Source organism: Empedobacter sp. GD03861 (genome assembly GCF_029840885.1).
Classification (GTDB): domain Bacteria; phylum Bacteroidota; class Bacteroidia; order Flavobacteriales; family Weeksellaceae; genus Empedobacter; species Empedobacter falsenii_B.
In genome coordinates this window covers 1-25,066 of record NZ_JAOCDJ010000035.1, presented here as the reverse complement: position 1 = coordinate 25,066, position 25,066 = coordinate 1, and the positions used below count along the sequence as shown (strand labels likewise).

Annotated in this window: 26 protein-coding genes; 12 read left to right on the top strand and 14 right to left on the bottom strand. The window is 30.6% G+C overall.

The features are described 5' to 3' along the window. A partial coding sequence (locus N5D03_RS12455; protein WP_280051850.1) for a M64 family metallopeptidase occupies positions 1-257 on the bottom strand: 257 nt, incomplete at its 3' end. Between the two features lie 157 nt (positions 258-414). On the opposite strand from N5D03_RS12455, the gene N5D03_RS12450 reads away from it, so the two are divergent. After that, on the top strand, positions 415-1,071 hold the full coding sequence (locus N5D03_RS12450) for an ElyC/SanA/YdcF family protein (RefSeq protein WP_125349808.1): 657 nt from the start codon (positions 415-417) through the stop codon (positions 1,069-1,071). A gap of 10 nt (positions 1,072-1,081) precedes the next feature. Beyond that, positions 1,082-1,453 carry a hypothetical protein gene (locus tag N5D03_RS12445; RefSeq protein ID WP_038336116.1) on the top strand — a complete coding sequence of 124 codons (372 nt, stop codon included), beginning with the start codon at positions 1,082-1,084 and terminating at the stop codon, positions 1,451-1,453. 56 nt (positions 1,454-1,509) lie between these two features. On the opposite strand, the gene menD is transcribed toward N5D03_RS12445, so the two are convergent. Both menD and fabG read right to left on the bottom strand, forming a co-directional pair. Further along, complete coding sequence (gene menD, locus N5D03_RS12440; protein WP_280051849.1) at positions 1,510-3,180, bottom strand: 2-succinyl-5-enolpyruvyl-6-hydroxy-3-cyclohexene-1-carboxylic-acid synthase; 1,671 nt, start codon at positions 3,178-3,180, stop codon at positions 1,510-1,512. Between the two features lie 82 nt (positions 3,181-3,262). After that, positions 3,263-4,006, bottom strand: coding sequence for a 3-oxoacyl-[acyl-carrier-protein] reductase (gene fabG, locus N5D03_RS12435; protein WP_280051848.1), 744 nt, complete (start codon positions 4,004-4,006; stop codon positions 3,263-3,265). 145 nt (positions 4,007-4,151) lie between these two features. Between fabG and N5D03_RS12430 the strand changes: the two genes are divergently transcribed. Both N5D03_RS12430 and N5D03_RS12425 read left to right on the top strand, forming a co-directional pair. After that, positions 4,152-4,535: a hypothetical protein gene (locus N5D03_RS12430; RefSeq protein WP_280051847.1), complete on the top strand. Its 384-nt coding sequence runs from the start codon at positions 4,152-4,154 to the stop codon at positions 4,533-4,535. A 65-nt stretch (positions 4,536-4,600) separates the two neighbouring features. After that, entirely contained in the window at positions 4,601-4,978 is a 378-nt protein-coding gene (locus tag N5D03_RS12425; RefSeq protein WP_280051845.1) for a hypothetical protein, read from the top strand. Between the two features lie 58 nt (positions 4,979-5,036). On the opposite strand, the gene metK is transcribed toward N5D03_RS12425, so the two are convergent. Then, positions 5,037-6,296 (bottom strand): methionine adenosyltransferase, encoded by a 1,260-nt coding sequence (metK, locus tag N5D03_RS12420; RefSeq protein WP_280036383.1) that lies wholly within the window; start codon positions 6,294-6,296, stop codon positions 5,037-5,039. A 326-nt stretch (positions 6,297-6,622) separates the two neighbouring features. Here metK and N5D03_RS12415 point away from each other — a divergent pair, with 326 nt between their 5' ends. Then, positions 6,623-7,084, top strand: coding sequence for an Lrp/AsnC family transcriptional regulator (locus N5D03_RS12415; RefSeq protein ID WP_115001022.1), 462 nt, complete (start codon positions 6,623-6,625; stop codon positions 7,082-7,084). A gap of 66 nt (positions 7,085-7,150) precedes the next feature. Then, complete coding sequence (gene msrA, locus N5D03_RS12410; protein WP_115001021.1) at positions 7,151-7,684, top strand: peptide-methionine (S)-S-oxide reductase MsrA; 534 nt, start codon at positions 7,151-7,153, stop codon at positions 7,682-7,684. 28 nt (positions 7,685-7,712) lie between these two features. On the opposite strand, the gene N5D03_RS12405 is transcribed toward msrA, so the two are convergent. Next, positions 7,713-9,068 carry a DEAD/DEAH box helicase gene (locus N5D03_RS12405; protein ID WP_125349811.1) on the bottom strand — a complete coding sequence of 452 codons (1,356 nt, stop codon included), beginning with the start codon at positions 9,066-9,068 and terminating at the stop codon, positions 7,713-7,715. A gap of 109 nt (positions 9,069-9,177) precedes the next feature. Here N5D03_RS12405 and argS point away from each other — a divergent pair, with 109 nt between their 5' ends. Continuing rightward, positions 9,178-10,950 carry an arginine--tRNA ligase gene (argS, locus tag N5D03_RS12400; RefSeq protein ID WP_280051842.1) on the top strand — a complete coding sequence of 591 codons (1,773 nt, stop codon included), beginning with the start codon at positions 9,178-9,180 and terminating at the stop codon, positions 10,948-10,950. A 63-nt stretch (positions 10,951-11,013) separates the two neighbouring features. Continuing rightward, positions 11,014-11,484 carry a DUF1810 family protein gene (locus N5D03_RS12395; protein ID WP_125349813.1) on the top strand — a complete coding sequence of 157 codons (471 nt, stop codon included), beginning with the start codon at positions 11,014-11,016 and terminating at the stop codon, positions 11,482-11,484. A gap of 32 nt (positions 11,485-11,516) precedes the next feature. Here the strand turns inward: N5D03_RS12395 and N5D03_RS12390 are convergent, their stop codons facing one another. After that, positions 11,517-12,734 carry a LuxR C-terminal-related transcriptional regulator gene (locus N5D03_RS12390; protein WP_280051841.1) on the bottom strand — a complete coding sequence of 406 codons (1,218 nt, stop codon included), beginning with the start codon at positions 12,732-12,734 and terminating at the stop codon, positions 11,517-11,519. Between the two features lie 174 nt (positions 12,735-12,908). Here N5D03_RS12390 and N5D03_RS12385 point away from each other — a divergent pair, with 174 nt between their 5' ends. Next, entirely contained in the window at positions 12,909-13,436 is a 528-nt protein-coding gene (locus N5D03_RS12385; RefSeq protein ID WP_280051840.1) for a hypothetical protein, read from the top strand. 29 nt (positions 13,437-13,465) lie between these two features. Further along, on the top strand, positions 13,466-13,963 hold the full coding sequence (locus N5D03_RS12380) for a hypothetical protein (RefSeq protein WP_280051838.1): 498 nt from the start codon (positions 13,466-13,468) through the stop codon (positions 13,961-13,963). Positions 13,964-14,214: 251 nt separating this feature from the next. On the opposite strand, the gene N5D03_RS12375 is transcribed toward N5D03_RS12380, so the two are convergent. The 8 genes from N5D03_RS12375 to N5D03_RS12340 form a co-directional block, all read right to left on the bottom strand. Further along, positions 14,215-15,264 (bottom strand): acyltransferase, encoded by a 1,050-nt coding sequence (locus N5D03_RS12375; protein ID WP_280051836.1) that lies wholly within the window; start codon positions 15,262-15,264, stop codon positions 14,215-14,217. Beyond that, positions 15,264-15,869: an IMPACT family protein gene (locus N5D03_RS12370; protein ID WP_280051835.1), complete on the bottom strand. Its 606-nt coding sequence runs from the start codon at positions 15,867-15,869 to the stop codon at positions 15,264-15,266. The genes N5D03_RS12375 and N5D03_RS12370 overlap by 1 nt, the downstream gene beginning before the upstream one ends. 363 nt (positions 15,870-16,232) lie before the next feature. Then, a complete protein-coding gene (ribD, locus tag N5D03_RS12365; RefSeq protein ID WP_125349818.1) occupies positions 16,233-17,285 on the bottom strand; it encodes a bifunctional diaminohydroxyphosphoribosylaminopyrimidine deaminase/5-amino-6-(5-phosphoribosylamino)uracil reductase RibD in 1,053 nt (350 codons plus the stop codon). A 9-nt stretch (positions 17,286-17,294) separates the two neighbouring features. After that, a complete protein-coding gene (locus tag N5D03_RS12360) occupies positions 17,295-19,157 on the bottom strand; it encodes a DUF349 domain-containing protein (RefSeq protein ID WP_280051834.1) in 1,863 nt (620 codons plus the stop codon). Between the two features lie 54 nt (positions 19,158-19,211). Beyond that, on the bottom strand, positions 19,212-19,949 hold the full coding sequence (locus tag N5D03_RS12355; RefSeq protein WP_125349820.1) for a shikimate dehydrogenase: 738 nt from the start codon (positions 19,947-19,949) through the stop codon (positions 19,212-19,214). Next, the gene (locus N5D03_RS12350) at positions 19,946-20,623 is read right to left on the bottom strand and encodes a VTT domain-containing protein (RefSeq protein WP_038336669.1); all 678 of its coding nucleotides are present in this window, start codon (positions 20,621-20,623) and stop codon (positions 19,946-19,948) included. The genes N5D03_RS12355 and N5D03_RS12350 overlap by 4 nt, the downstream gene beginning before the upstream one ends. Positions 20,624-20,633: 10 nt before the next feature. Further along, positions 20,634-21,944, bottom strand: coding sequence for a UDP-N-acetylglucosamine 1-carboxyvinyltransferase (murA, locus tag N5D03_RS12345; RefSeq protein WP_280051833.1), 1,311 nt, complete (start codon positions 21,942-21,944; stop codon positions 20,634-20,636). Between the two features lie 24 nt (positions 21,945-21,968). Next, entirely contained in the window at positions 21,969-22,706 is a 738-nt protein-coding gene (locus N5D03_RS12340; protein WP_280051832.1) for a DUF4290 domain-containing protein, read from the bottom strand. A 359-nt stretch (positions 22,707-23,065) separates the two neighbouring features. Here N5D03_RS12340 and N5D03_RS12335 point away from each other — a divergent pair, with 359 nt between their 5' ends. Together N5D03_RS12335 and N5D03_RS12330 are read left to right on the top strand one after the other, a co-directional pair. Then, a complete protein-coding gene (locus tag N5D03_RS12335; protein WP_125349824.1) occupies positions 23,066-24,397 on the top strand; it encodes an amidohydrolase family protein in 1,332 nt (443 codons plus the stop codon). A 187-nt stretch (positions 24,398-24,584) separates the two neighbouring features. After that, positions 24,585-25,066, top strand: a 482-nt coding sequence (locus tag N5D03_RS12330; protein WP_280051831.1) for an alpha/beta fold hydrolase, incomplete at its 3' end; no start/stop codon positions are given.

Here is a 25,066-nt window from a genome sequence, read left to right as displayed (position 1 = left end):
TTATTTATAACAAATACATTAAAATAATTGATATATTGACTTAATGGTTCCGTTTTGAAAAAATAGTCTGTAAATCGTTTTGCATCTTCTTTATAATATTTTAATTCGTCTTTTGTATAACCATCTGCTAAAACAACAAGGTTGATAATGTTTTTATCACTTCCCTGATATTGTAAGGTATCAATTTCGAATTTTTGTGCTGATAGAGTTGAAACTGTAAATAGAGTGGTGGCTAGAAAAAATAATCTTGTTCTCATAGTTGTATTTTGAAAAAATAATACGCAATATAGTAAGATAGATTTTTTTAATGAAATTTTGATTTTAAATATTTATTATCGGATAGGAGTTCTTAAATCATTATAAAACTGAAGAATATATTGTATTTTTAACACAAGAAATAATCTTGAACCAACTATGAAAATCAAAACCAAAAAGTTTCTGAAAAAATCTTTTTATACTTTACTTATTTTAGGAATTGGAAGTCTTTTGTTCACAGCTTTTGCAAATTATAAAATAGAAAACTCAACGGAAGAATTTGTCACAGATAAATTAGAGATTTTACCTAAAACCAAAGTTGCGATTGTATTGGGAACAGCGCCAAATTTGGTGAGTGGTTATCAAAATTATTACTTTACGTATCGTATAGAAGCTGCAACAGAATTGTATCAATCAGGAAAAGTAACGTACTTTATTTTGAGTGGAGATCATGGTCGAAAAAACTACAACGAACCTGAAGCAATGAAACAAGCCTTAATAAAAAATGGAGTTCCAGAAAATGTGATTTATTTGGATTATGCAGGTTTTAGAACATTAGATTCTATGATTCGTGCAAAGGAAATTTTTAGTCAGAATGAATTTATTGTAGTTTCCCAAGAGTTTCACAATCAACGAGCAGTTTATATTGCACGTCAAAACGGAATTAATGCGTATGGTTACAGTGCAAAAGATGTCAATAAACATGCTGGATTAAAAACAAATATCCGCGAGTATTTTGCTCGAACGAAAGTTTTTATTGATAGCTTTTTTGGTGTTCAACCAAAGTTTTTAGGAGAGAAAATTGAGATAATTTAATTTTTATTCAATGAATAAAGATATAAAGCAAATAATGAGTAAAATGCTTCTAATTCAATCTTCTGATTGCATTTTTATTTATGGTAAACACAATTTTAAAATAAATAATGAATTAGATTTTACTTTTGATTTTGAAGAATTAGTAGAGTTAAATATTGTAGAAAATAATATTGAGAAGAATCTTTTTACTTCCATCATTAGTCATTGTAAAGGAATTATTAAAAATAATTTTATTGTTGATTTGACTAGTTACAGAAACGCTGAGAATTTATATGTGTATTTAAAGGAAACATCCGAGTATTATGTTATCATTTCAATCGGAGAATACCAACCTAGTTTATATAGAATTTATATAGAAGGTGTCTTTTTGAAAATGTTTTAGGAAAATTATTTGAATTAAAAAGAGAAACCAAACTAATGATTTCTCTTTAATATTTTTTACTTCAAACTACTAAAATATCCTCTCAAAATAGCATCGTTAGCAGAATTTCGTGTATCAATTTCTAAAATCTTCGGGCGATTACTTTCTGCATAAAAATCTTCAAAAGTATTTTCTAAATCAGTTAAATTTGAAACAACTTGGTATTCAAAACCATACATTTTAGCTAAATGTTCGGCAGTGAAATGATGTTTTGTTTCAAAATAATCTTCAACAACATCTGTTTCAGATGGGCCAGGAATAAATTTGAAAATATTTCCTCCGCCATTATTGATCAAAATAATTCTGAAATTATTCGGCATGTTTACATTCCATAACGCATTCGAATCATAGAAAAACGAAATATCTCCCGTAATCATCACCGTATTTTGACCAAAAGCGATGCAAGCCCCAATCGCTGTAGATGTAGAGCCATCAATTCCACTTGTTCCGCGGTTACAAAAAACAGGATTCGAATTGTTGTGATCATACAATAATCCGTAACGAATAATGGTTGAATTTCCGTACTGAATTTGCCAATTTTCAGGATAATTTCTAATAATGGAATCAAATGCTTTCAAATCACAAAATGGAATCATATTGATGTAATTTTTGTGTTTGATATTATTCGCTTCTCGTATCGAATTCCATGTGTTGTAATATTCTGATTCTTTTGGATTAACAAACGGAACAAATTGTTCTAGAAACAATTCAGGTTTCGTCTCAATTTTATCTGTTAATGCTTGGAAAGTGTCTGGTTGCCAATATTCATCTAAATGCCAATGTTGCGTTGGCTTTTGATCACGTAAGAATTTTTTAATCTTTTTGGAAACGACATTTTGCCCAATTGTCAATAAAATATCAGGTTTCAACGCTTCTAATTCTTCTTCCGAATAAGGGAAAATAACTTGATCTATTTTATTGAAAAATCGTTCATCATGAATATTTGATGTTACTTCTGTTAACACAACAACCGAATCATCTTGCGCCAATTGTTTTACAAAATGATCAAATTTGGCATCAGGATGATGTAATCCGACCAAAATCATTTTACGCGTCGAAGCATTCCAACGTTTCATCAAATCAATTACATCAATTTCTGGATAATCTTTTGCAGGAATTGTAATTGTATCAATTTCAATATCTGGTGTTGTTACAGATTCGTACAAAGGCTCAGAAAAAGGCATATTGATATGAATTGGCGCAGATTTGTGCATACAATCAATCAACGCATATTTCGTCAACAACATATTTCGCGTTAAATCATCCGTTTCTTCACTTTCGGAAAGTTGTACATTATGAACTGAATGTTTCTCAAAAATATCTTTTTGGCGAATGGTTTGTCCATCAAAATTATCAACCAAATGCTCGGGACGATCTGCAGAAAGCACGATTACAGGAACATTTTGAAAAAAGGCTTCCGTAATTGCAGGGTAATAATTTGCCGTTGCCGAACCAGAAGTACAACAAACCACAACAGGTTTCTGAATTTGCTGTGCCATTCCCAAAGCGACAAATCCTGCCGAACGTTCGTCGATTACACTATAAGTTTTGAAACGTTTGTCATTCGCAAATTGCATTGTTAATGCTCCGTTTCGAGATCCTGGCGATAATACGATATGATCAATTCCGAAAGCCAAAAAAGTTTCAGCAATCAATTGAACATTTAATTTATTTGATATTTTTCTCAACGTAGTTGTCTTAAATTATAAAAGGTTTTGATTAGCAAATTTACTAAACAAAACCTTTCAAAAAGTATGATATTTTTAAGAATTAAGTATGTAAACCTCCGTCTACACTCAAAACTTGTCCTGTTACATAACTTGATAAATCTGACGCTAAGAATAAACATGCATTTGCAACGTCTTCTGGTTGTCCTCCACGTTTTAATGGAATTCCATTACGCCATTCTTCAACCACTTTTTGGTCTAAAACTTCTGTCATTTCAGTTTCGATGAAACCTGGTGCAATTGCATTACAACGAATATTACGAGAACCTAATTCTAATGCAACAGATTTAGAGAAACCAATTAAACCAGCTTTAGATGCTGCATAATTTGCTTGCCCAGCATTTCCTTTGATTCCAACAATAGAAGACATGTTCACGATAGATCCAGAACGTTGTTTCATCATTGGTTTGATCACTGCTTTTGTTAAGTTGAAAGCCGAATTTAAGTTTGTTTGAATTACTTTTTCGAAATCTTCTGCAGACATTCTTATCAACAAATTATCTTTCGTAATTCCAGCATTATTAATTACAATATCAACTTGACCAAACTCAGCAATTACATCTTCTACTAATTTTTGAGCAGCTTCGTAATCAGAAGCATCAGATTGATATCCTTTTACTTTACCGAATTGTCCCAATTCTTCTTCCAAAGCTTTTGCTTTTTCTACAGAAGAAGCATAAGTAAAGGCAACGTTAGCGCCATTTTTCACAAAAACTTCAGCAATACTTTTTCCAATACCGCGAGTTGCGCCTGTAACGATTGCTGTTTTACCTTGCAATAAATTCATGTTTATAGGTATTATATATTGCTTCAAAAATACGATTTTTTGTGAGAGTTAAAAATGTAAAAAAATACTTTATCAATTTTATTTAACATTTTATGGTATTATAATTGAAAATATTGATTGCTATAACCAATAAAAAAATAAAAACATGAAGAATCTATTGAAATTTTTGGCGGTAACATTTTTCGCCTTATTTGTATTCACAGCCTGTAATGATGATGACGATCCAGCAAATAACGATTTTTTTGCAGGAACTTACAAAGGAAGTATAAGTTATAAAGACGCGAATAATTCATTATCAACTCAAAATGGAAGTGTGTTTGTGACAAAAATTGCAAGTGGAACAAAGTATAATTTTGCTTTTTCGAATAAAATCCCAGATTTGAATGGAGTTGAATTTGAGAAAAAAGGTGATAATATGTTAGTTAGTATTGGATCTAATGAAAATTCATACATTAGAATTGATAGTAAAAAACTAACAATTTTATACACCAAAGATGGTAAAACTTGGACTGCAAATACTACAAGATAATTGGTGTGAAGCAATAAAAAGTAGAATTTTTTGTTGAATGTAGTTAAATATATAAACTGATGTTTATGAAAACGAGTTTATTTTTGATGACTATTTTGATGATTTTATTTTCTTGTAATAATGAAGATGATAGCCAGAATACTATTTACAAAGAAAAATATGAAAGACGTTTTATTATTTTTCAAGATTCTTTAGGAGGAATTGTACAAGATAGTGGAGTAGTGCAAGTTTCTCAATCTAAGAGTTTATATAAATTTGATTTTATCACATCTCAAAAAATTGATCCAATAGAAAATATTCAAATGGAAATGACAGGAAGCAATTCGTTACGAAATGTGGGTTGGACACCAACAAAACTGATTATGCTTTCTAGAGATAGTATCAATATTTCTTACAAAGAAGGAAAACGATATTGGTTAGTCAATTCGATTAGTAAAAATTAATCATAAAAAAATCCACTCAATATTGAGTGGATTTTTTAGTATGATTTAAAATTTCAGATTATAATCCGAAAGCTGTTTTAATTTGATCTACGAAGTCTAATTTTTCCCAAGTGAATAATTCAACTTCAACTTCAACAACATCTTGTCCATTAGCAGATTCAAAACGTTTCGAAACCATTTTTGGTTCTCTACCTAAGTGTCCGTAAGATGCAGTTTCTTTGTAAATTGGGTTTCTTAATTTTAATCTTTGTTCGATAGCGAAAGGCTTCATATCAAAGATTTCAGAAACTTTTGTAGAAATTTCTCCTTCAGTTAACTCAACTTTTTGAGTTCCGAAAGTATTTACTAATAAAGAAACTGGAGCAGCAACACCAATTGCATAAGAAACTTGTACTAAAACTTCGTCAGCAACACCAGCTGCAACCAAGTTTTTTGCAATATGACGCGCAGCATAAGCAGCAGAACGGTCAACTTTTGATGGATCTTTTCCTGAGAAAGCCCCACCACCGTGAGCACCTTTACCACCGTAAGTATCTACAATAATTTTACGACCAGTTAAACCTGTATCTCCGTGAGGTCCTCCAATAACGAATTTTCCTGTAGGATTGATATGGTAAGTAATACTATCTGTAAATAAATCACGTAAATGAACAGGTAATTGCGCTTTAACACGAGGAATTAAAATACTTACTAAGTCATTTGTAATTTTATCTCTCATCGCTTCTTCGTTTGCGAAGTCATCATGTTGAGTAGAAATTACAATTGTATCGATACGAACAGGTTTGTTGTCATTATCATATTCAATTGTTACCTGAGATTTAGCATCAGGACGTAAATATGGTAACAAATCTTTCTCGTATTTACGGATATGTGCTAATTCTTTCAATAATCTGTGTGATAAATCTAACGCCAAAGGCATATAGTTTTCAGTTTCGTTTGTAGCATAACCAAACATCATTCCTTGGTCACCAGCACCTTGCTCTTCGTCAGATTGTCTGTCTACACCTTGGTTAATATCTGGAGATTGCTCGTGAATTGCAGATAAAATTCCACAAGAATTTGCATCAAACATATATTCACTTTTCGTGTAACCAATTTCAGCAATTGTTTCTCTTGCTACACGTTGCAAATCAATGTAAGAATTAGATTTTACTTCACCTGCTAAAACAACTTGTCCAGTCGTTACTAAAGTTTCACAAGCTACTTTACTTTTTGCATCAAATGCTAAAAAGTGGTCAAGAATTGAATCAGAAATTTGATCGGCAATTTTATCTGGATGCCCCTCAGAAACTGATTCTGACGTAAATAAATATGACATTTCTATACTTTTTTTTAAATGATAGAGGGGAGGATAAACTGAAGTCCTGTTTTAGCAATTGTTTTATGAGGTTGCAATCAGTCAAATCTTTCCTCTCGATTTTTCGAGCTCAAATATACAATGAATAATATGAATAAAGAAAGATATTTAACATTTATTAGTATATAAAAATTATAGAGTTTAACTTTTTATCTTTTTTTAGAATAGAACAAAAACGGTGTGTTTTAATAAATTATAAATATATTTTCTGTAAATGATTATTTTTTTTAATCTATATAGATAATTATTCAAAATAATATTGTTACTTTAGAAAAAAATTAATTGAAATGAAATTTGACACTCTCGATCAACAGCTTCTAATGTATCTACAAGAAAATAGTAAAATTACCTATAAAGAATTATCTGATAAGTTAAATTTATCGTCAACCGCAATCCATGAAAGAATCAAGAAATTAGAAAAATCAGGAATTATTTCTAAATATGTTGCGCTTGTAAATAGAAGATTAATTAACAGAGAACTTTTGGTATTCAGTCATATTAAGTTACAACAACATTCTGCTGATAATATCAAGATTTTTGAGAACGAAATTGTGAATTTAAAAGAAGTTCAGGCGAGTTATCATGTAAGTGGTGATTACGATTATATTATCAAAATGTCTTTCGAAAATATGGACGAATACAGAGATTTTATGGTAAATAAACTAACAACAATAAAGGTAATTGGTAGTACTCACAGTACTTTTGTGATTGGTGATGTAAAAGATGATACCGCTTTCCAATTGGTATAAAAATATAAGAATGGTTCTGATAAATTAGAACTTTTTTTCGATTGAATAAGTAAAAATAGAGAAGACATGAGCAAGGAAATAGCAGTTTTAGGAGCTGGTTGTTTTTGGTGTGTGGAAGGAATTTTTAATTCGATAAACGGAGTAGAACAGGCTATCTCTGGATTTGCAGGAGGGAATGTAGAAAATCCTACTTATCGTCAGGTTTGTGATACAGATACAAATCATGCAGAAGTTGTTGAAATTACTTTTGATAATAAAGTGATTTCGTACAAAGAATTATTAGAAATTTTTTGGAATATTCATAATCCAACACAGTTAAATAGACAAGGAAATGATGTCGGTACACAATATCGTTCTAGTATTTTTTACACATCAGAAGAACAAAAAAAGCAAGCGGAAGAATCGTTAAAAGAGTTTGATAACGGAACTTTGTATGAAGATAAATTCGTTACAACAATAGAGCCTTTAGATAAATTTTGGCCAGCCGAAGATTATCATCAAGGTTATTACAATGAAAATCCAGATCAGCCATATTGTTCGGCAGTTGTTGGACCAAAAATTGCAAAATTTAAATCTAAATTCAAACAGATTTTAAAATAAGAAAAGCGACCAATTGGTCGCTTTCATTTTATTTTCCTTTTTTACGTGCTTTCGCTTTTTGTTTTTGCTGACCACGGTTTTTAGGTTTAGATTTTGGTGGTTTACGTTTTGTAGGACCACCTAAATTCACCTTTTTATTTTTATCTTTTTTCTCGTGAAATGCTGCACCACGTTCTTCAATTTTTACAGTTGTAAGTTGTTTCATTTTTACAACATCTTTCTCAAATTCACGTTTTACAGGATTTATTTTTACGTCCTCTTCAGGAAAAGGAAGTTCGTTAATCTCTTTATCCATCAATGCTTCAATAGCATCTAAACGTTCAATTTCCTTTTCAGAAAAATAAGAAATCGCTTCTCCTTTTTTATCCGCACGTCCTGTACGCCCAATTCGGTGAATATATTGTTCTGGAATTTCTGGAATTTCGAAATTGATAACATGCGTAACATCAGGAATATCCAAACCACGAGCCATAATATCTGTCGTGATAATTCCTCGGTATTCATCTCTGGTAAAGGCTTCCATTGTTCTCAAACGATAATTTTGAGATTTGTTAGAATGAATTACTCCAAATTCATCTGGATAAATTTCATCTAAATGATTAAAGATTAAATCAGCATGTTTTTTATTGTTTGCGAAAATTAAAACTTTCTCAAATTTTGCTTTGTCTCCTAATTGATGAACAATTAAATTCAATTTTGTATTGAAATTCTCAACTGGAATAGCCAATTGAGTGATTTTTTCTAATGGTGTTCCTGAACGAGCTAAGGAAATTTCAATAGGATTTTTGAAATATTCGTGTAACATATCATCTACTTGATCTGTCATCGTAGCAGAAAATAAAATGTTTTGACGTTTTTCGCTCATCATTGTAAATAAATGAATCAGTTGCGGACGAAAACCTAAACTCAACATTTCGTCAAATTCGTCAACCACTAATTTCTTCATTTCTTTGAATGATAATACATTGTCTATCGCCAAATCTAAAACACGACCTGGTGTTCCAACCAAAATATCAACGCCTTCATACACCAATAATTTTTGAGTATTGATGTTTACACCACCATAAATTCCTAAAACACGAACATTGATAAACTCTGTTAATTGCTCTAAAATATCGGTAACCTGAACAACTAATTCGCGTGTCGGAACCAAAATAACAATCTTTGGTTGATTCGTTTTAGAGTATTGATAAGTATTCAACAAGGGTAATAAGTAAGCCATTGTTTTACCTGTACCTGTTTGGGCAATTCCCATTATATCTCGTCCAGAAAGAATCGGTTTGAATGATTTTTCTTGAATTGGAGTTGGGGTTGTGATATTCAACTTTTCTAAAGCCGAACTCAATTGTTTTGTTAATTCGAAATCCGCGAATGTAGCTTTCATTTTGCAAAGATAAGTTTTCTTGATGACTTCTTAAAAACTCAATGTGCAATCCGTTCAAATTCGTTGAAACTTCGTACTTTTGCATTTCGATTAAGTAAAAAGGAATAAAATGAGTTTAAAACAATACATCACACAGAATGTTTTAGAAGCGATTCAAAACGTTTATCAAATTAACCCTGAATCTGTTGAAATTCAGTTTACAAGGAAAGAGTTTGAAGGTGATTATACATTGGTTGTTTTCCCATTAATCAGAACTTTGAAAGGTAAACCAGAAGAAATCGGTACTAAAATCGGTGAAAATTTGGTTGAAAATAATAAAATTACAGCGTTTAATGTTGTAAAAGGTTTCTTGAATATGAGTTTAAGCTCAGTAGAATTTTTAGAAAATTTTACTCAAAATGCTCAAAATTCAACTTTTGGAATTACGAAAGTTGATGAAAATTCGAAAACAGTAATGGTAGAATATTCATCGCCAAATACGAACAAACCTTTGCATTTAGGACATGTTCGTAATAATTTGTTAGGATTTTCAGTTTCTCAAATCATTGAAGCAGCAGGAAATAATGTGATTAAAACACAAATTATTAACGATCGTGGGATTCACATTTGTAAATCGATGATCGCTTGGGAAAAATTTGGAAATGGTGAAACGCCAGAATCTGCAAATATGAAAGGCGACCATTTGGTTGGAAAATATTATGTAGAATTTGACAAACATTATCGTCAAGAAATCAAAGAATTAGAAGCACAAGGAAAATCGGAAGACGAAGCGAAAAAAGAAGCTCCAATTTTCTTAGAAGCACAAGAAATGCTGCGTCAATGGGAAGCACATGAACCAAAAGTTATTGAGCTTTGGCAAAAAATGAACGGTTGGGTATATGATGGTTTCGCGAAAACGTACAAACGTCTTGGTGTTGCTTTTGACGAATATTTATACGAATCGAATACCTACATTTTAGGAAAAGATATTGTTGAAGATGGTTTAAACAAAGGTGTTTTCTACAAAAGAGAAGATGGTTCTGTTTGGATTGATTTGACAGCAGAAGGTTTGGACGAAAAATTAGTTTTACGTTCGGACGGAACTTCAGTTTATATAACGCAAGATTTGGGAACAGCTGTAGAGCGTTTCAAAAATAATCCGACGTTAGAAGAATTAACGTATGTTGTAGGTAATGAGCAAGATTATCACTTCAAAGTTTTATTCTTAATTTTGAAAAAATTAGGTTATTCTTGGGCAGATGCTTTACATCACTTATCTTACGGAATGGTTGATTTACCAAACGGAAAAATGAAATCGCGTGAAGGAACTGTTGTAGATGCAGATGATTTGATGCAAGAAGTTTACAATACAGCAAAAGAGATTTCTGAAGAATTAGGAAAATTAGACGGAATGTCTGATGATGAAAAAGCTGAATTGTACGAAATAATTGCGATGGGTGCTTTGAAATATTACATTTTGAAAGTAGATCCTAAGAAACGTATTTTATTCGATCCGAAAGAATCTGTCGATTTTAATGGAAATACAGGACCTTTTATTCAATATACTTTTGCGCGTATTCAGTCATTATTGAGAAAAGAATCACCAAAAGAATTTGATGCAAATGCATTAGAATTGAATGATGCTGAAAAAGAAATTATTCGCGCATTATACGATTTCGAAGATACAATTGATAAAGCTGCAATAGAAATGAGCCCTGCTTTGATTGCGAATTATGTGTATGAATTAGTGAAATTATTTAATTCATTCTACCAAAACAATCCAATCTTAAAAAATGAAGATGAAAATGTGAAAAACTTCCGTTTATATCTTTCTCAATGGGTTGCAAATACAATTCAGAATTCGTTACGTTTATTAGGAATTGGTGTTCCAGAAAGAATGTAATCGACTTATAAAATAAATAAAATGCCTCATCAATTTGGTGAGGTATTTTTTTAACTTTACAATATGAAAATAGGAGATTTACTGAAACAAAAAGATCCCCACGATAAATTTAATTTGAAACGATTTCACGATGCGCAAAGTTTTGTGTACGATGAAATTTTGATGGAAGTTCATGCAGGAAAAAAGCAAACGAATTGGATTGTTTTTATGTTTCCTCAATTAGTTGGTTTAGGTTCTAGTGATTCGTCATTAGAATTTTCAATTTCTTCAAAAGAAGAGGCGAGAGCTTTTGTAAAAGATGAAGAACTTTGGGGAAATTATTTAGAAGTTTTATCTGTATTATTAATGCGACATAAAGGCGTAATTCCGCAATTAATTTTCGGAAAAAATGATGCAATGAAACTGAAATCAAGTTTGACATTATTCAACTTTATAGTTCCGAAAGAAAAAATTATCAAAGATGTTTTGAAGTTTTTTTATGCAGATCAAGTCGATAAAAAAACATTAAGTATATTGAAACAAATGAATAAATAAAAAATCTCGAGCATTTGCTCGAGATTTTTTATTTACAACGAATTACGACTTTCTATTCCCAAAGTATTGTAAATAACCTTTAAATGATATTTCACGGTATTCTCAGAAATATAGAGTTCAGTTGCAATTTCTTTATTTGTAAATCCTTTCTTCACTAATTCGATGATATCCAGTTGTCTTTCCGAAAGATTATAATCACTTAAAATGATTTTCTTTTCAACTTGATTTGCGTTATTCGAATGATTAATCAAATCAGAAAGTTTATTTCTCATCCGTTCATTTTCATTTTCAACAAGTTTTCTTTTTTCGATGTTTATCTTGTAGAATTTATAAAGAACAATTAATAATATGATTAGAATTGTAGAAATAATAACTAGAAATAATCGGATATTTTTTTGATTTCGAACTTCTAAATCATTTCGTTTATTAATAATTTCTCGTTCTAAATTTTGTAATTTTCCACTTTGATTAATTGCATCATAATCAGTTGCAAGATCATTTACAATTAATCTTGTTTTGTATGCTTTTTCCCAATCTTCATTCTGTGCATAATACCAAGTAAGAGATTCATACATATTCAAAATATAAAGTTTTATACTATAATGTTTTGCATAATACAAACCTTTGTTAAAAGCTTCTAAAGCCTTCTTATTGTCCTTTGTTTCTGTATATAAGTGTAAAAGCTTTCTATAAATATTAGGTAAATGTTTGGGAGATTTTTGCTTCAAAATTTCTATACCATCCAAATAATCTTTTTCTGCTTGAATATAATTTTTATTTAAACTATTCATTGTGCCTAGAACAGAAATATAAAAACCATACGTTTCGGCATCCAAATATTTTAAATTAGATTTATTTACTTTTTGGAGCAATTCCTCAACCTTATCATATTTTAAATAATCAAATTGGATAAATATTCGTTCAATCAAAACTCTTGTCTCAACTTCGGCTTTGTATTTTGAACTTTTTAAACCATATTTTTCAGCAACGTTTAAATTTTCTTCTGCTTCTGGATAATTTAATAATGTTTTATACGTAAGATATTTTAACAAATACAAATTATATAAATCGTAATTCGTTACGTTTTTAGAATGTATAATACTATCTAATTTGATAATTGATTTATCAAATGAACCGATTTCATTATAATATGAGATTTCTTTCTTTAGAATTTCGGAATTTATTGTATTTCCTATCCCTACCTGGGTAAAAAATAATGTAAAGAAGATAAAAAGTATTTTGTTGTTCATTTTTATTATATAACTGATATTTAGTAAAGTAATTCAACTACCCGTAGGTAGTAATTATGAAACTACCTTTTAACTACTCCTGCAAAAATAGGAATTTATGTACTGAATCTTAAAATTTGCAAAGAATTTATTTAACACATAAATCTGGTGTTAATAGCTAATTATTTATTAAAAATGAAGACTATTTTATCTACTTTATTAGTACTGTTGTGTAGTTTGGGTTTTTCTCAAAATTTGGATTACAAAAATTTAAAACAATTTATTGGAAATCGTGTAAATGAGTTTGAAGATTTTTATAAGGTTTCTTCTACATCTATTGAAGACAATTTTGGAAATCAAAAAGTAATGTTCAATTCAGTAAAAATAGAACCATATACGTTGAATATTGAGGTAGAAACTGAAGGTAAAAATATAAAACGTATTGTGGTCAAAAATTCTGAAAATAGAACTAGTTTCTTTAAAAATATTGCAGAAGAAATAGAAAAAGAAGCTCCAATTAAGAAAAACTATAAGACGTATTATATTTCTTTAGTTAAGAACTCAACAAAAAAGAAAATCTATCAAGAATCAATTGATCAATTAATTGATTTATTGAAAAAACCGACTACCAATCTAAAAGAAAATTATGGTTTAATGGAATCTAGTCCTCTAAAAACCATAATTACAATCAACGAAACTGAAAGTATTTTAGAAATCAATTAAAATTAAGTCAATATTAAAAACAATTAACAATGAAAAACATTTTTATTTTAGGATTAGGTCTTATGGCTTCGGTAGCTTTTGGACAAGTAGATAAAATTTACAAACATTCTGGAGAAATTATCGAAGGTCAAATCAAACGTGTAGGTGAATTTACGGTAGAGTATACGTATGATGGAGAAGATGCTATACAGTCTTTGAGTAAATATTCTGTTAATAAAGTATTTTACGGGAAAAGTACGCGTATTGAGGATGTTTCTAATAAAATTGAAATTACTGATGATAAAGATTGGGGGAAAGTGATTATTTTGGAAGATAAGGCTTTAGTAGCAGGTCTAAAAAAAGGAGATGATTTGAAATCTAAAACAGGTATGATCAATTTCAGATCAGGAAATGGAAAAGATGAACGTGCAGAAAAAGTTTTAAAACAACAAGCTGCAGAGGTTAGATGCCCATTTATTTTATTATTATCTGATAAAATGACAGGTAAATCGGCAAAGAAAACAGGAAGTTGCTACAAGTATCAGTAATAGGATTACTAAGAACTTTTAACTATATAATGTACTATTAATTATTTGACAAATAAGTCGTGGTAACTCGCGGCTTATTTTCTTTTAAAAAATGAACAAAGAAATAGTGTATTCACGAAAACGCAAACGAACTACAAATTTTGGTTCAAAAAAAAAAATTACTTAGATATTTTGATTGTTGTTTCAATTATTATTGTCACAATCTCAGTTATAATCAACTATTTGAATTAATTTTTTAGAAATACTCGCTACTACTTCACTTTACTTTTGATCCACTTCGCAACGGGTTTCTCAAAATATTCAAACGTTAATGCACTTAAAATTAAAGCAATTACAAAATAAATTCCAATTTTCTGAAAATCATTGATTTTAGGTAAATATTGATTTCCATATTTTATCACAATCATATGAATCATGTAAAACGCAAAACTGATTTCACCTAAATAAACCAGAATTTTGTGTTGAAGTATTTTCGAAAAGAAACCTTTTTGTAAAGCAAAAATTAAAACAATTCCAACCATCGGAATCCAATAATAAATTCCATAACGAAAAGCTCTCGCAACATCATTGTGGAAGTAAAAAAAGATTGCCAAAACCGTAATTGCAGCGATTTCTATTAAAGTTCCTTTCGAAAAACTGATAGGCGTATCTTTTATCTTTTTATAGATTTGACAGGTAATAATTCCTAAAATAAAATCGAAACTGCGAACAATTGGATTGATGTAAAAAATCGCTTTTTCCAATTTCATATTTGTTCTGAAATAAGGTTCTGCAAAAATAATAATCGGAATAATTAGTAATAAAATATATTTCAGTTTCGGAAATTTATGCAACCAAATCACATAAAAAGGAAACATTAAATAGAAAAATAATTCGGTCGAAATACTCCATGAAACGTTATTAATAGAGAAATAAAAATCTTTTACCGGAATATAAGATTGCAATAAAAATAAGTTCGCACCTGCAATATCCCAATGAAAATAACCTTGCCAAACATTGATGATAACAAATGGTAACATGACACAAAAGGTTAGGACATGAAGTGGATAAATTCGAGCAATTCGCGCGATATAAAACTTCTTTTTATCAAAATTTGGATTGTCGATGACTTTCTTTTCGTAATTAAGCGCTATAACAAATCCGCTTAAAATAAAGAAAAAACCAACACCAAGATAACCTTCGAAAAAGACGTTATTTTTTAGATAATTATACCAAGCTAAATCAGTTTTTACAAACGTTAAATGGCTTAAGAAAACGACAAAAGCAAAGAAAAAACGTAAAGAAGTTAAGCTATTTAGCATTAGTCAATAATTTTAATTTCCATTTGATAATATTCGTCAAACATGCGAATAAATTCTTCCAATTTACTTTCTCTTACCGAAATTGTAAACATACATTTATCAGAAAAATGTTTGTCTTTAATCTCTCCAGAAATACGATCGACATTGCGTTCTACAATTCCTTGTTGATCATAGTTAAAAACCATTTTCACACGTTTTGAAACAAATTTTTCTACAATATTTGCTTCTTCTAACACAACTTGTGCCGCATATTTATAGGCTTTTACCAAACCAGGAATTCCTAATTTTGTTCCGCCAAAATAACGTACAGAAACAATTAAAACATTGGTGATTTCGCTTGATAAAATTTGATTATAAATTGGTAAACCAGCCGAACCATTTGGCTCTCCGTCATCATTTGCACGATGATTTTTACCATCTATTCCAAGAGCGTACGCGTAACAATGATGATTTGCATCGGGATGAATTTCGCGTAATTGATCCAAATAAATTTTGATGTCATCTTCATTTTCAACTGGATAAGCAAAATTAATAAACTTACTACCCAATTCTTTGAAAATTACATCTTCCACCGCTTTCTCGATTGTACGATAATTATCCGTCATGTTGTATTGAAAAGTAGCGCAAAGATAGTTTAAATAGTACTTTTAAAGAAAAAAGGTTTTATATTTATGAGTGATGAAAAAAATTATGAATGAATTTGAATGATAAAGTAATTTTAAATACTTTTTTAGGAAAACAGAATACAAATGATTTAAAAGATGGAAATCATTATTAGATTTTAATTGGAGAAAGTGGAAAAGTTATTGAAATAAATAATGATTTATTTGAAGGAAGAGTTTTAGTGTTATTTGATAAAGATTTAGATGAATTAAATCTGTAATAATCATAATCTTTCAAAAACTCTCTTTGGATATTAGAAACTGATTTAATAATTGATAAAAGGTAATAAAAAAAGAACCTCATTTCTAAGGCTCTTCAATTTCTATTCTATTTTCGAAAATATTTAATTCATCATTCAAAAAGCGATGCTTTTCAGTTCGAGTTCCTTTCAGTCGAGGAGCTAAAATTCCTTCATTCCAAATAGTATCCGAACTCAAAATTCGTGCTTCATCCCACAAATCAGCATCAATAAAATGTTGTATGGTATCACTTCCGCCTTCAATAATCAAGGATTGAATATTGTTTTCGTACAAATAATCCATTACTTGTGGCAATATTTTTTGCGTAAAATCTAATTGAACAAGTTCTAAATTTTCTTCAGAACAATTTTCAATCGAATTGAAAATTACAGTAGGTTGCGTTTGATCAAACAAATGGAAACTTCTCGGAATAGCTAAGTTTTTGTCAATAGCAATTCTTAACGGATTATTTCCTTCCCATAATCGCGTGTTAAGCTGCGGATTATCAATTAAAGCTGTGTTTTTTCCAACCAAAATAGCTTGTTCTTCTGTTCGCCATTTATGCACTAACTGTTTTGTATATTGGTTTGTAATCCACAATTGTACATCATCACGCCCCATATATCCATCTTCAGTTTGCGCCCATTTTAAGATAATATACGGACGTTTTTCCTGATGAAATGTTATAAAACGCTTATTGAGTTTGATACATTCTTTTTCCAAAACGCCTAAAGTTACATCAACACCATTTTTCAGCAAACGCAAATAACCTTGTCCATTTACTTTCGCAAAAGGATCTAGAGTTCCGATTACGACTTTGGGAATTTCTTTTTCTATAATCAAATCCACACAAGGAGGCGTTTTTCCGTGATGTGAACAAGGTTCTAACGTAACATATAACGTAGATTCTTTTAATAATTCTTGATTTTTAACCGAATTAATTGCGTTCACTTCGGCGTGTGGTCCACCATATTCTGACGTAAAACCTTCGCCTATAATTTTGTTGTTATGTACAATAATAGAACCAACAAACGGATTAGGATATGTTGTTCCTAACCCGTTTGTTGCAATTTGTATACAACGAGCCATATATTGCTCATCGATAGATTGTTGTGTCATGCCCAAAAATTATGCATTAAAATCAATATTGAATAATGTTTTCAGTTTGATTTCTGCTTCAATTAATTTTTTACGTTTATCGTCAATTTGCTTGTAAACATCTTTTAAAAAAGGATTGTTCTCATTTGCATTCGAAAAGAAATGTACATTATTATCCAATTGATTAATCTCTTTTTCTAAATCCTCAATTATTTTACGTGTTTTTCTAATCTCATCATCCAATAAATTTCCATTATTTCCAGATTTTACTTTATTGACAAATGATTTCAACTTATAATCGCTCAATTCATTTTTAGAAAGATTTAAAGCATCTAACTTTTTGTGGTAAACATCTGTAAATTCTTGATTGATTGAAGTTTTTTCTGATGGAACTTTTCCTAAACTTGTCCAATTATGTTGAATTTCTTCTAATTGTTTCAACGCCTCATCTTTGTCTTCAGAAATCGTTTGATTTTTGAAATCGTTTAAGAAAGCTTGTTTCTTTTCTAAATTTTGTTCCAATTTTTGATTCGCTTGTTCGTGACGTTTTTTGTAACGATCAAAGAATTGATTACATGTATCTTTGAATTCTTTCCAGATTTTGTCTGAATTTTTTCTCGGAACATGTCCAATTTTTTTCCAATCATTTTGGATTTTTTTAATCACTTGTACAGAAGCATTCCAATCTGTGCTATCTGTATGTTGTTTTGCGATTTCCAACAAAGCTAATTTCTTTTCAAGATTCAATTGTTGCTCTGATTTTAGATTTTTATAGAAATCATTTTTGATGTGATTAAATTGTCTTGTAACTTCTTTGAAAGCTTCCCAAGTTGCAGAATTTTTATCTTTCGGAACACGTCCAATTGTGATAAAATTTTCACGCAAAGAGTTTATTTCAGAAATAGCTTTTTGCCAATCGCCATGCGATTTTGTTGTTGCTTGCTCAGAAATTTCTTTGATACGAACGATAATTTGATTTTTCTTCTCTAAATTATCTTTTTGCTCTTGTTTTATTTTTTCATTCAATTCACCTTTACGGTCATGAATTTTATTTGTTAATTCTTTGAATTTTTGCCACGTTGGTTCGCGCAAATCTTCTTGTACAGGAACGGCTTCTTCTTTCCATAAACGATGCAAATATTGCAATTCGTTCAAAGCTTTTTGCACGTTTTGCTCTCCAATTAATTCTTCCGCACGTTTAATAATCGATTGACGAACTTCAAGATTATGTGCATAATCTAAGGTTTGCAATTCCTTATTCATATCCAAATACGTGTAGAAATTATCTAGATGGAAAAAATAATTTTTGAATACATTTTCAGCATTTTTGCTCGGAATTCTTCCTGCATTGTGCCAACGAGTTTTTAACTCACGAAATTTCTTGAACATTGCCGCCGAAGAATCACTTGGTTCTTGATACAAGGCTTTTAATTCGTCAATAATTTCTAAACGTTCTTTTAAATTATCAGATTCCTTTTTTTCGTTTTCTTTATGAAAAACTGCTAACTGATTTTTGAAATCGTTGTAAACAGCGTTAAATTTTGCTCTAAAAGATGTTTCGTATTTAAAATCTAATTCATCACCACCTTCACTTAAGAAAGCTTCTTTTTTCGCAGCTTCATCTTCTTCTAATTTAGCTTTGAATGCATCACGAATTTGATTAAAATGCTCGCGAATCTCTTGAACATCATATTTACTCAATAGATTTTTTGCTTCGTTAATCAAAACATCAAAACTAAATGTTTCGTAATCTTTGAACGAAATATCGCTTATTTTTTCTTGGTTCGTTAACTCTTCGGTTTTATAAGATTCCGTGTTAGAGTCGTTTGTAGTTGCAGGTTTAGGTAATTGTTCTCCGTCTGCATTTTGCAGGTTATCCATTTCAGTATTCATAAGAAATTAAGTTTTGTTTCTCAAATCTAATAAAATTTGAGGACAATATCAAGTCTATTTTGTACGATTATTCCAAATTTCCCAAGCTTTTTCGGCTTGTAGAACCAACATTTCGTGACCATTTTTTATTTTGGCTCCGTTTTGTTGACCATTTTCTAAAAATTTTGTCAATGGTGGATTGTAAATCAAGTCGTACAATAGATGATTTTCGTTAATAAATTGATAGGGTAGAAGTGGAGCGTTTTCAATAGTTGGAAAAGTACCAACTGGAGAACAATTCACAATAATTTGATGATTATGAATGATTTCTTTATTTAATTCATCATAAGAATAATGATTTTCGGTTTTTGTTCTCGAAACAATTTTATAGTCAATTTTCAATAAATTAAGAATATAAAAAACCGCTTTTGCAGCGCCTCCATTTCCTAAAACCAACGCTTTTTTGTGATGAGGTTCTAAAAGAGGTTCTATCGAATGATGAAAACCGTAACAATCTGTATTATGTCCGATTCGTTTTCCATCTTTTATTAAAACGGTATTTACCGCACCAATTGCTTTGGCTTCTGGCGATAATTCGTCCAAAAGTGGAATGATTTCTTGTTTGTAAGGAATTGTGACATTAAAGCCCACTAAACCTTCGGTTTCGAATACTTTTTCTACTTCATCGATTTGCTGTAAATCAAAAACATTGTAGACAGCGTCTACAATGTTCTCGTTTTTAAATTTTTCAGCAAAATAAGATTTAGAAAATGAATAAGAAATATTTCTTCCGATTAATCCAAATTGTCTCATTCTTCTGTTTTATTTTTATTGAATTGAGCTTTCACGATTCGGATAATCAACGGCATATTCGCCAATAATATAATTCCGAAAATGAATTTCTCTAAATTATTTTTTACAATGTCAAACTGACCTAATGTGTGTCCCAAAAGCGAAATAACGCCAACCCAAAGCACCGCGCCTATAAAACTATAGGTAATAAATGTGCGATAATTAAGGTTTGTAACACCACAAATAAATGGAATTATAGTACGAACAACAGGCATAAAACGAGCAATAATAATTGCTTTTTTACCATTTTCGTTAAAAAATTCTGTTGCTTTTTCGATATGTTTCTTTTTAAGAAACCACGAGTCTTTTCGTCCTAAAATCCAACCGCCAAATTTTCGTCCAACATAATAATTTACGTTATCACCAAGAATTGCTGCAACCATCAGTAACGGAATAATATATTCGATATGCAAATGGTTTTGGTCATCGCTTGCTGCAATCATTCCAATCGAAAAGATTAGTGCATCTCCAGGTAAAAAAGGCATTAAAAATGACATGATAATTAAACCAGTTTCAGCGAAAATTATCAGGAATAAAATAACATATATCCAATAACCGTAATTATTGATAATGTCCATTAATACCTTGTCTGGGCGTTGAACAAAATTGGTGATAAACTCAATAATAGATTGCATTTTTTATTTTTTAAGCTCTAATTATATCAGCTCCAATAGCACGTAAACGTACATCGATATCTTCATAACCACGGTCAATTTGATCGATATTATGAATAACAGTTTTTCCTTTTGCAGAAAGTGCAGCTATCAATAAAGACATACCAGCACGAATATCTGGAGAAGTTAATTCAGCTCCTTTTAAAGGTGTTTCGTGATTAAGACCAATAACAGTTGCACGGTGCGGATCACATAAAATAATTTGCGCTCCCATATCAATTAATTTATCCACGAAGAATAAACGAGACTCGAACATTTTTTGGTGGATCAAAACGCTTCCTTTTGCTTGAGTGGCAATTACCAAGATAATTGATAATAAATCTGGCGTAAATCCTGGCCAAGGCGCATCAGAAATTGTTAAGATAGAACCGTCAATAAAACGCTCGATTTCGTAATGTTCTTGAGCTGGAATATAAATATCGTCATCGCGACGTTCTAATTTGATTCCTAATTTTCTGAAAACATCTGGAATAACACCTAAATTTTCCCAGGAAACATTTTTGATTGTTAATTCAGATTTTGTCATTGCTGCTAAACCAATCCAAGATCCAATTTCGATCATATCTGGTAAACATGTATGTTCAGTTCCGCCTAATTTCTCAACTCCTTCAATCGTTAAAAGATTCGAAGAAATTCCAGAAATTTTAGCACCCATTCTGTTCAACATTTTACACAATTGTTGAATGTAAGGCTCACATGCAGCGTTGTAAATAGTTGTTGTTCCTTTTGCTAAAACTGCAGCCATAATAATATTTGCAGTTCCTGTTACAGAAGCTTCTTCCAATAACATATAAGAACCTTGCAATCCGTTTTCGTCTACTTCTACACCGTAGAAATCTTCGTCTGGATTGAAGCGATATTTTGCTCCTAACGCAAAGAAACCTTCGAAGTGCGTATCTAAACGACGACGCCCAATTTTATCTCCTCCAGGTTTCGGCATAAAAGCTTCTCCGAAACGAGCTAAAAGTGGTCCCATTAACATGATTGATCCACGTAATGCAGCACCATCTTTACGAAATTGTTTTCCTTTTAAATAATCTAATCGTAATTCGTCGGCTTGGAAAGTAAAATCTCCTTTTCCATTTTTTTGTGTTTTTACGCCTAAATCACCCAAAATTTCAATCAAACGATTGACATCTCGGATGTCTGGAATATTTTTAACACGAACTTGTTCATTGGTTAATAAAACCGCACATAAAATTTGTAGTACTTCATTTTTAGCACCTTGCGGAGTAATTTCTCCTTTCAAAGGTTTCCCTCCCTTTATTTGAAATGTAGCCATTTAGTTGTATTAAATAGTTTTGATTTAACCTTTATTGTTTCGAACGTTTTGGTTTCGATTGTTGTTATTTTGATTATTTCGGTTATTGTTGTTTTGACGATTATTCGAATTTTGGTTATTATTTCGATTGTTGTTATTTTGATGATTACGATTATTGTTTTGGTAACATCTATTGTTTTGATTGTTGTTTGAATGATTATTATTCGAATTTAAACGATCAGGAGAAACCAAATGATCATCAACTTTTCTCAAATCAATTTTACCATCAGATAATTCGTACAAATGATTAAAAATAACTTGATCATCAACAGTATCTTTATTCCAAAGTAAATAACATTTTTTCATGTGATTGGCAATCGCAAAGTACAAACCTTCGCGTTTTTCGCCTTCTTCCCACGTTACAGCAACATCAATCATTTTACGAATATTGTTTCCGTAATATCTGTATTTATAGATGCTTTTTGGATATTCTACTTTATTTGGTTTACTATTTACCGTATCTTTTTTTGTCGGAATTGGATAAGGAGATTTTACATCCAAATCAAATTCTGCCATGATAAAAAGTTGATCCCAAAGTTTATGTTGAAAATCTGGTACATCGCGCAAGTGAGGATTTAATTCTCCCATTACTTCAATTATAATTTCGGCAAATCCGTTGCGTTCTGTTTCGTCTGTTATTGTTTTACAATGATTTACCATTTCTTGAATATGACGACCATATTCTGGAATAATCAATTGCGAACGAAGTGTATTATATTCCATTAAATTTTCTAATGTATTGGTTACAAATTTACAAAATTCTATCCGATTATTTGGGTAGAAAAGGTGTATTGATTGCTAATTTTTTATTAAATTTTATTCCTTAAAAAACGATTATAGTCGGAAGAAGATAAGCCGTAAAACAAGATTTTGTCTATTTAATTCAAAACAGTTAAAAATCTTTATCACCAAGGAAAATTAAGTTAAAACCTTTTGGTTGTCAACAAATATAGTATTTTCTTTTAATAAAAAGTAAATTTGGGTTTTTGTTTGAATGATTTAAATGAATATATTTTTAATTTAAACTTTATCCTCAAATTACACGCATTCAACGTATCTTTAGGGCAATTAAACAATAAATTATGAAAATAAAGTCGATAATAGCACTTTTTTTTCTCGCTACCACTTTTACTTTTGCTCAAACAAAACAGATTTTAATTGAAAATGTTAGAATTTTAGATCATCAAACTCAAGCATTAACATCGCCGATGAATGTTTTGGTTTCTGGGCAAAAAATTGAAAAAATTAGTTCTGCAAAAATTTCTTCACCTAATCAAGACGTTGTAAAAATTAATGGAGGAGGAAAAACGTTGATGCCAGGTTTGATAGATGTTCATGTACACATGGTATTTGGTTCATTGACGATGGCGCAAATGATGTCGCCAGATATGTCCGAAGAAATGTTAATGAATAAGGTTGGCGAAGCTTCCCACAAAATGTTGATGCGTGGTTTTACGAGTGTTCGTGATGCTGGTGGGCCAATTTTTCCCTTGAAATTAGCCATCGATAAAGGTAAAGTTGCAGGGCCTAGAATTTGGCCTTCGGGTGCAACGATTAGTCAAACAGCTGGTCACGGAGATTTTAGAACTCCTGATGAACGTTCGCGTCGTTTTTTTGGTAAAGCATCTCGTGCAGAGGAATTAGGAGCTACTTTTATTGCTGATGGAAGAGATGAAGTTTTGACTGCAACAAGAGAGAATTTACGTTTTGGTGCGAGTCAAATCAAATTAATGGCAGGTGGAGGAACGTCTTCTGCTTATGATCCGATTGATGTTACACAATATACTTTTGACGAAATGAAAGCTGCAGTTGATGCTGCTGAAGATTGGGGAACGTATGTAATGGTACATGCCTATACGCCGAGAGCTGTGCAACGTGCTGTGGAAGCAGGAGTGAAGTCAATTGAGCATGGTCAAATGTTAGATGAAGAAACATTAAAAATTCTTGCCAAAAAAGGAGTTTGGTTAAGCCTTCAAAATTTGATGGATAATAATGAAAACATGGACGAGCAGCGAAAAGAAAAACGTAAACCAGTTTTGGATGGTCAAGATAAAGTTTGGCCTTTAGCAAAAAAACTTGGTGTGAAGCTTGCATGGGGAACGGATTTCTTGTTTGAACCTGAGTTGAATGATGATCAAAATAGTTACATATTACGTCTTCAAAAATGGTTTACAAATGCCGAAATTTTAAAGATGGTTACGCAAGATAATGGAGAATTGTTGCAATTATCTGGTTTAAGAAGTCCATATCCAGGGAAATTAGGCGTTGTTGAAGAACAAGCTTTAGCCGATTTGATTTTGGTTGATGGAAATCCGTTGAAAGATTTATCATTAATTGCTAATCCTGATAAAAATTTTTTAGTGATTATTAAAGATGGACAGATCTATAAGAATACAATTAAAACTAAAAAGTAAAATTATCGTACATCATAAAAAAAACGAGGTTAATTTTTATTTTACCTCGTTTTTTTAGTTATAAAAATTAGAAATTTTAGATCTTATTTATCGGCTTGAAATTTGTTGAAAAAGTCAATGGTTTGTTTATAAAAATGTTGATTTTGAATAAGTAAAACTGTAAATTAATAATTAAATCTTAATAAAAATGTCAATACCAGAGAATGTTTATTATAGAGTAATTCTTCCAGAAGATGAGATTATAGCTACTTTACTTATTGTCCATGGTATGCAAGAACATAGTGGGCGATATGAAAATTTTGCAAAGTATTTGGCTGACAAAGGAATTCTAGTTTTGTTATATGATCATTTAGGACATGGAAGAACAGCTAAAATAGAAGAAGATTACAGTTTTTTCTGCTTAGATAATCCAAAAGAAAATTTAATAAAGACGGCAAAAGATTTAGCTAAATTGTTAGAGAATGAATACCCTTTATTACCACATTTTATTTTGGGGCATTCAATGGGATCGTTTATAACACGTTGCCTACTTCAAGAATATGGAAATCATTTTGATGGTGCTATAATTATGGGAACAGGAGGTAGAATTCCTGGAATTAAATTATTGAGTAGTTTTTTAAGTCTTCTAAATAAATTGATTCCTCATAAAAGAAGTAAATTACTTAATAA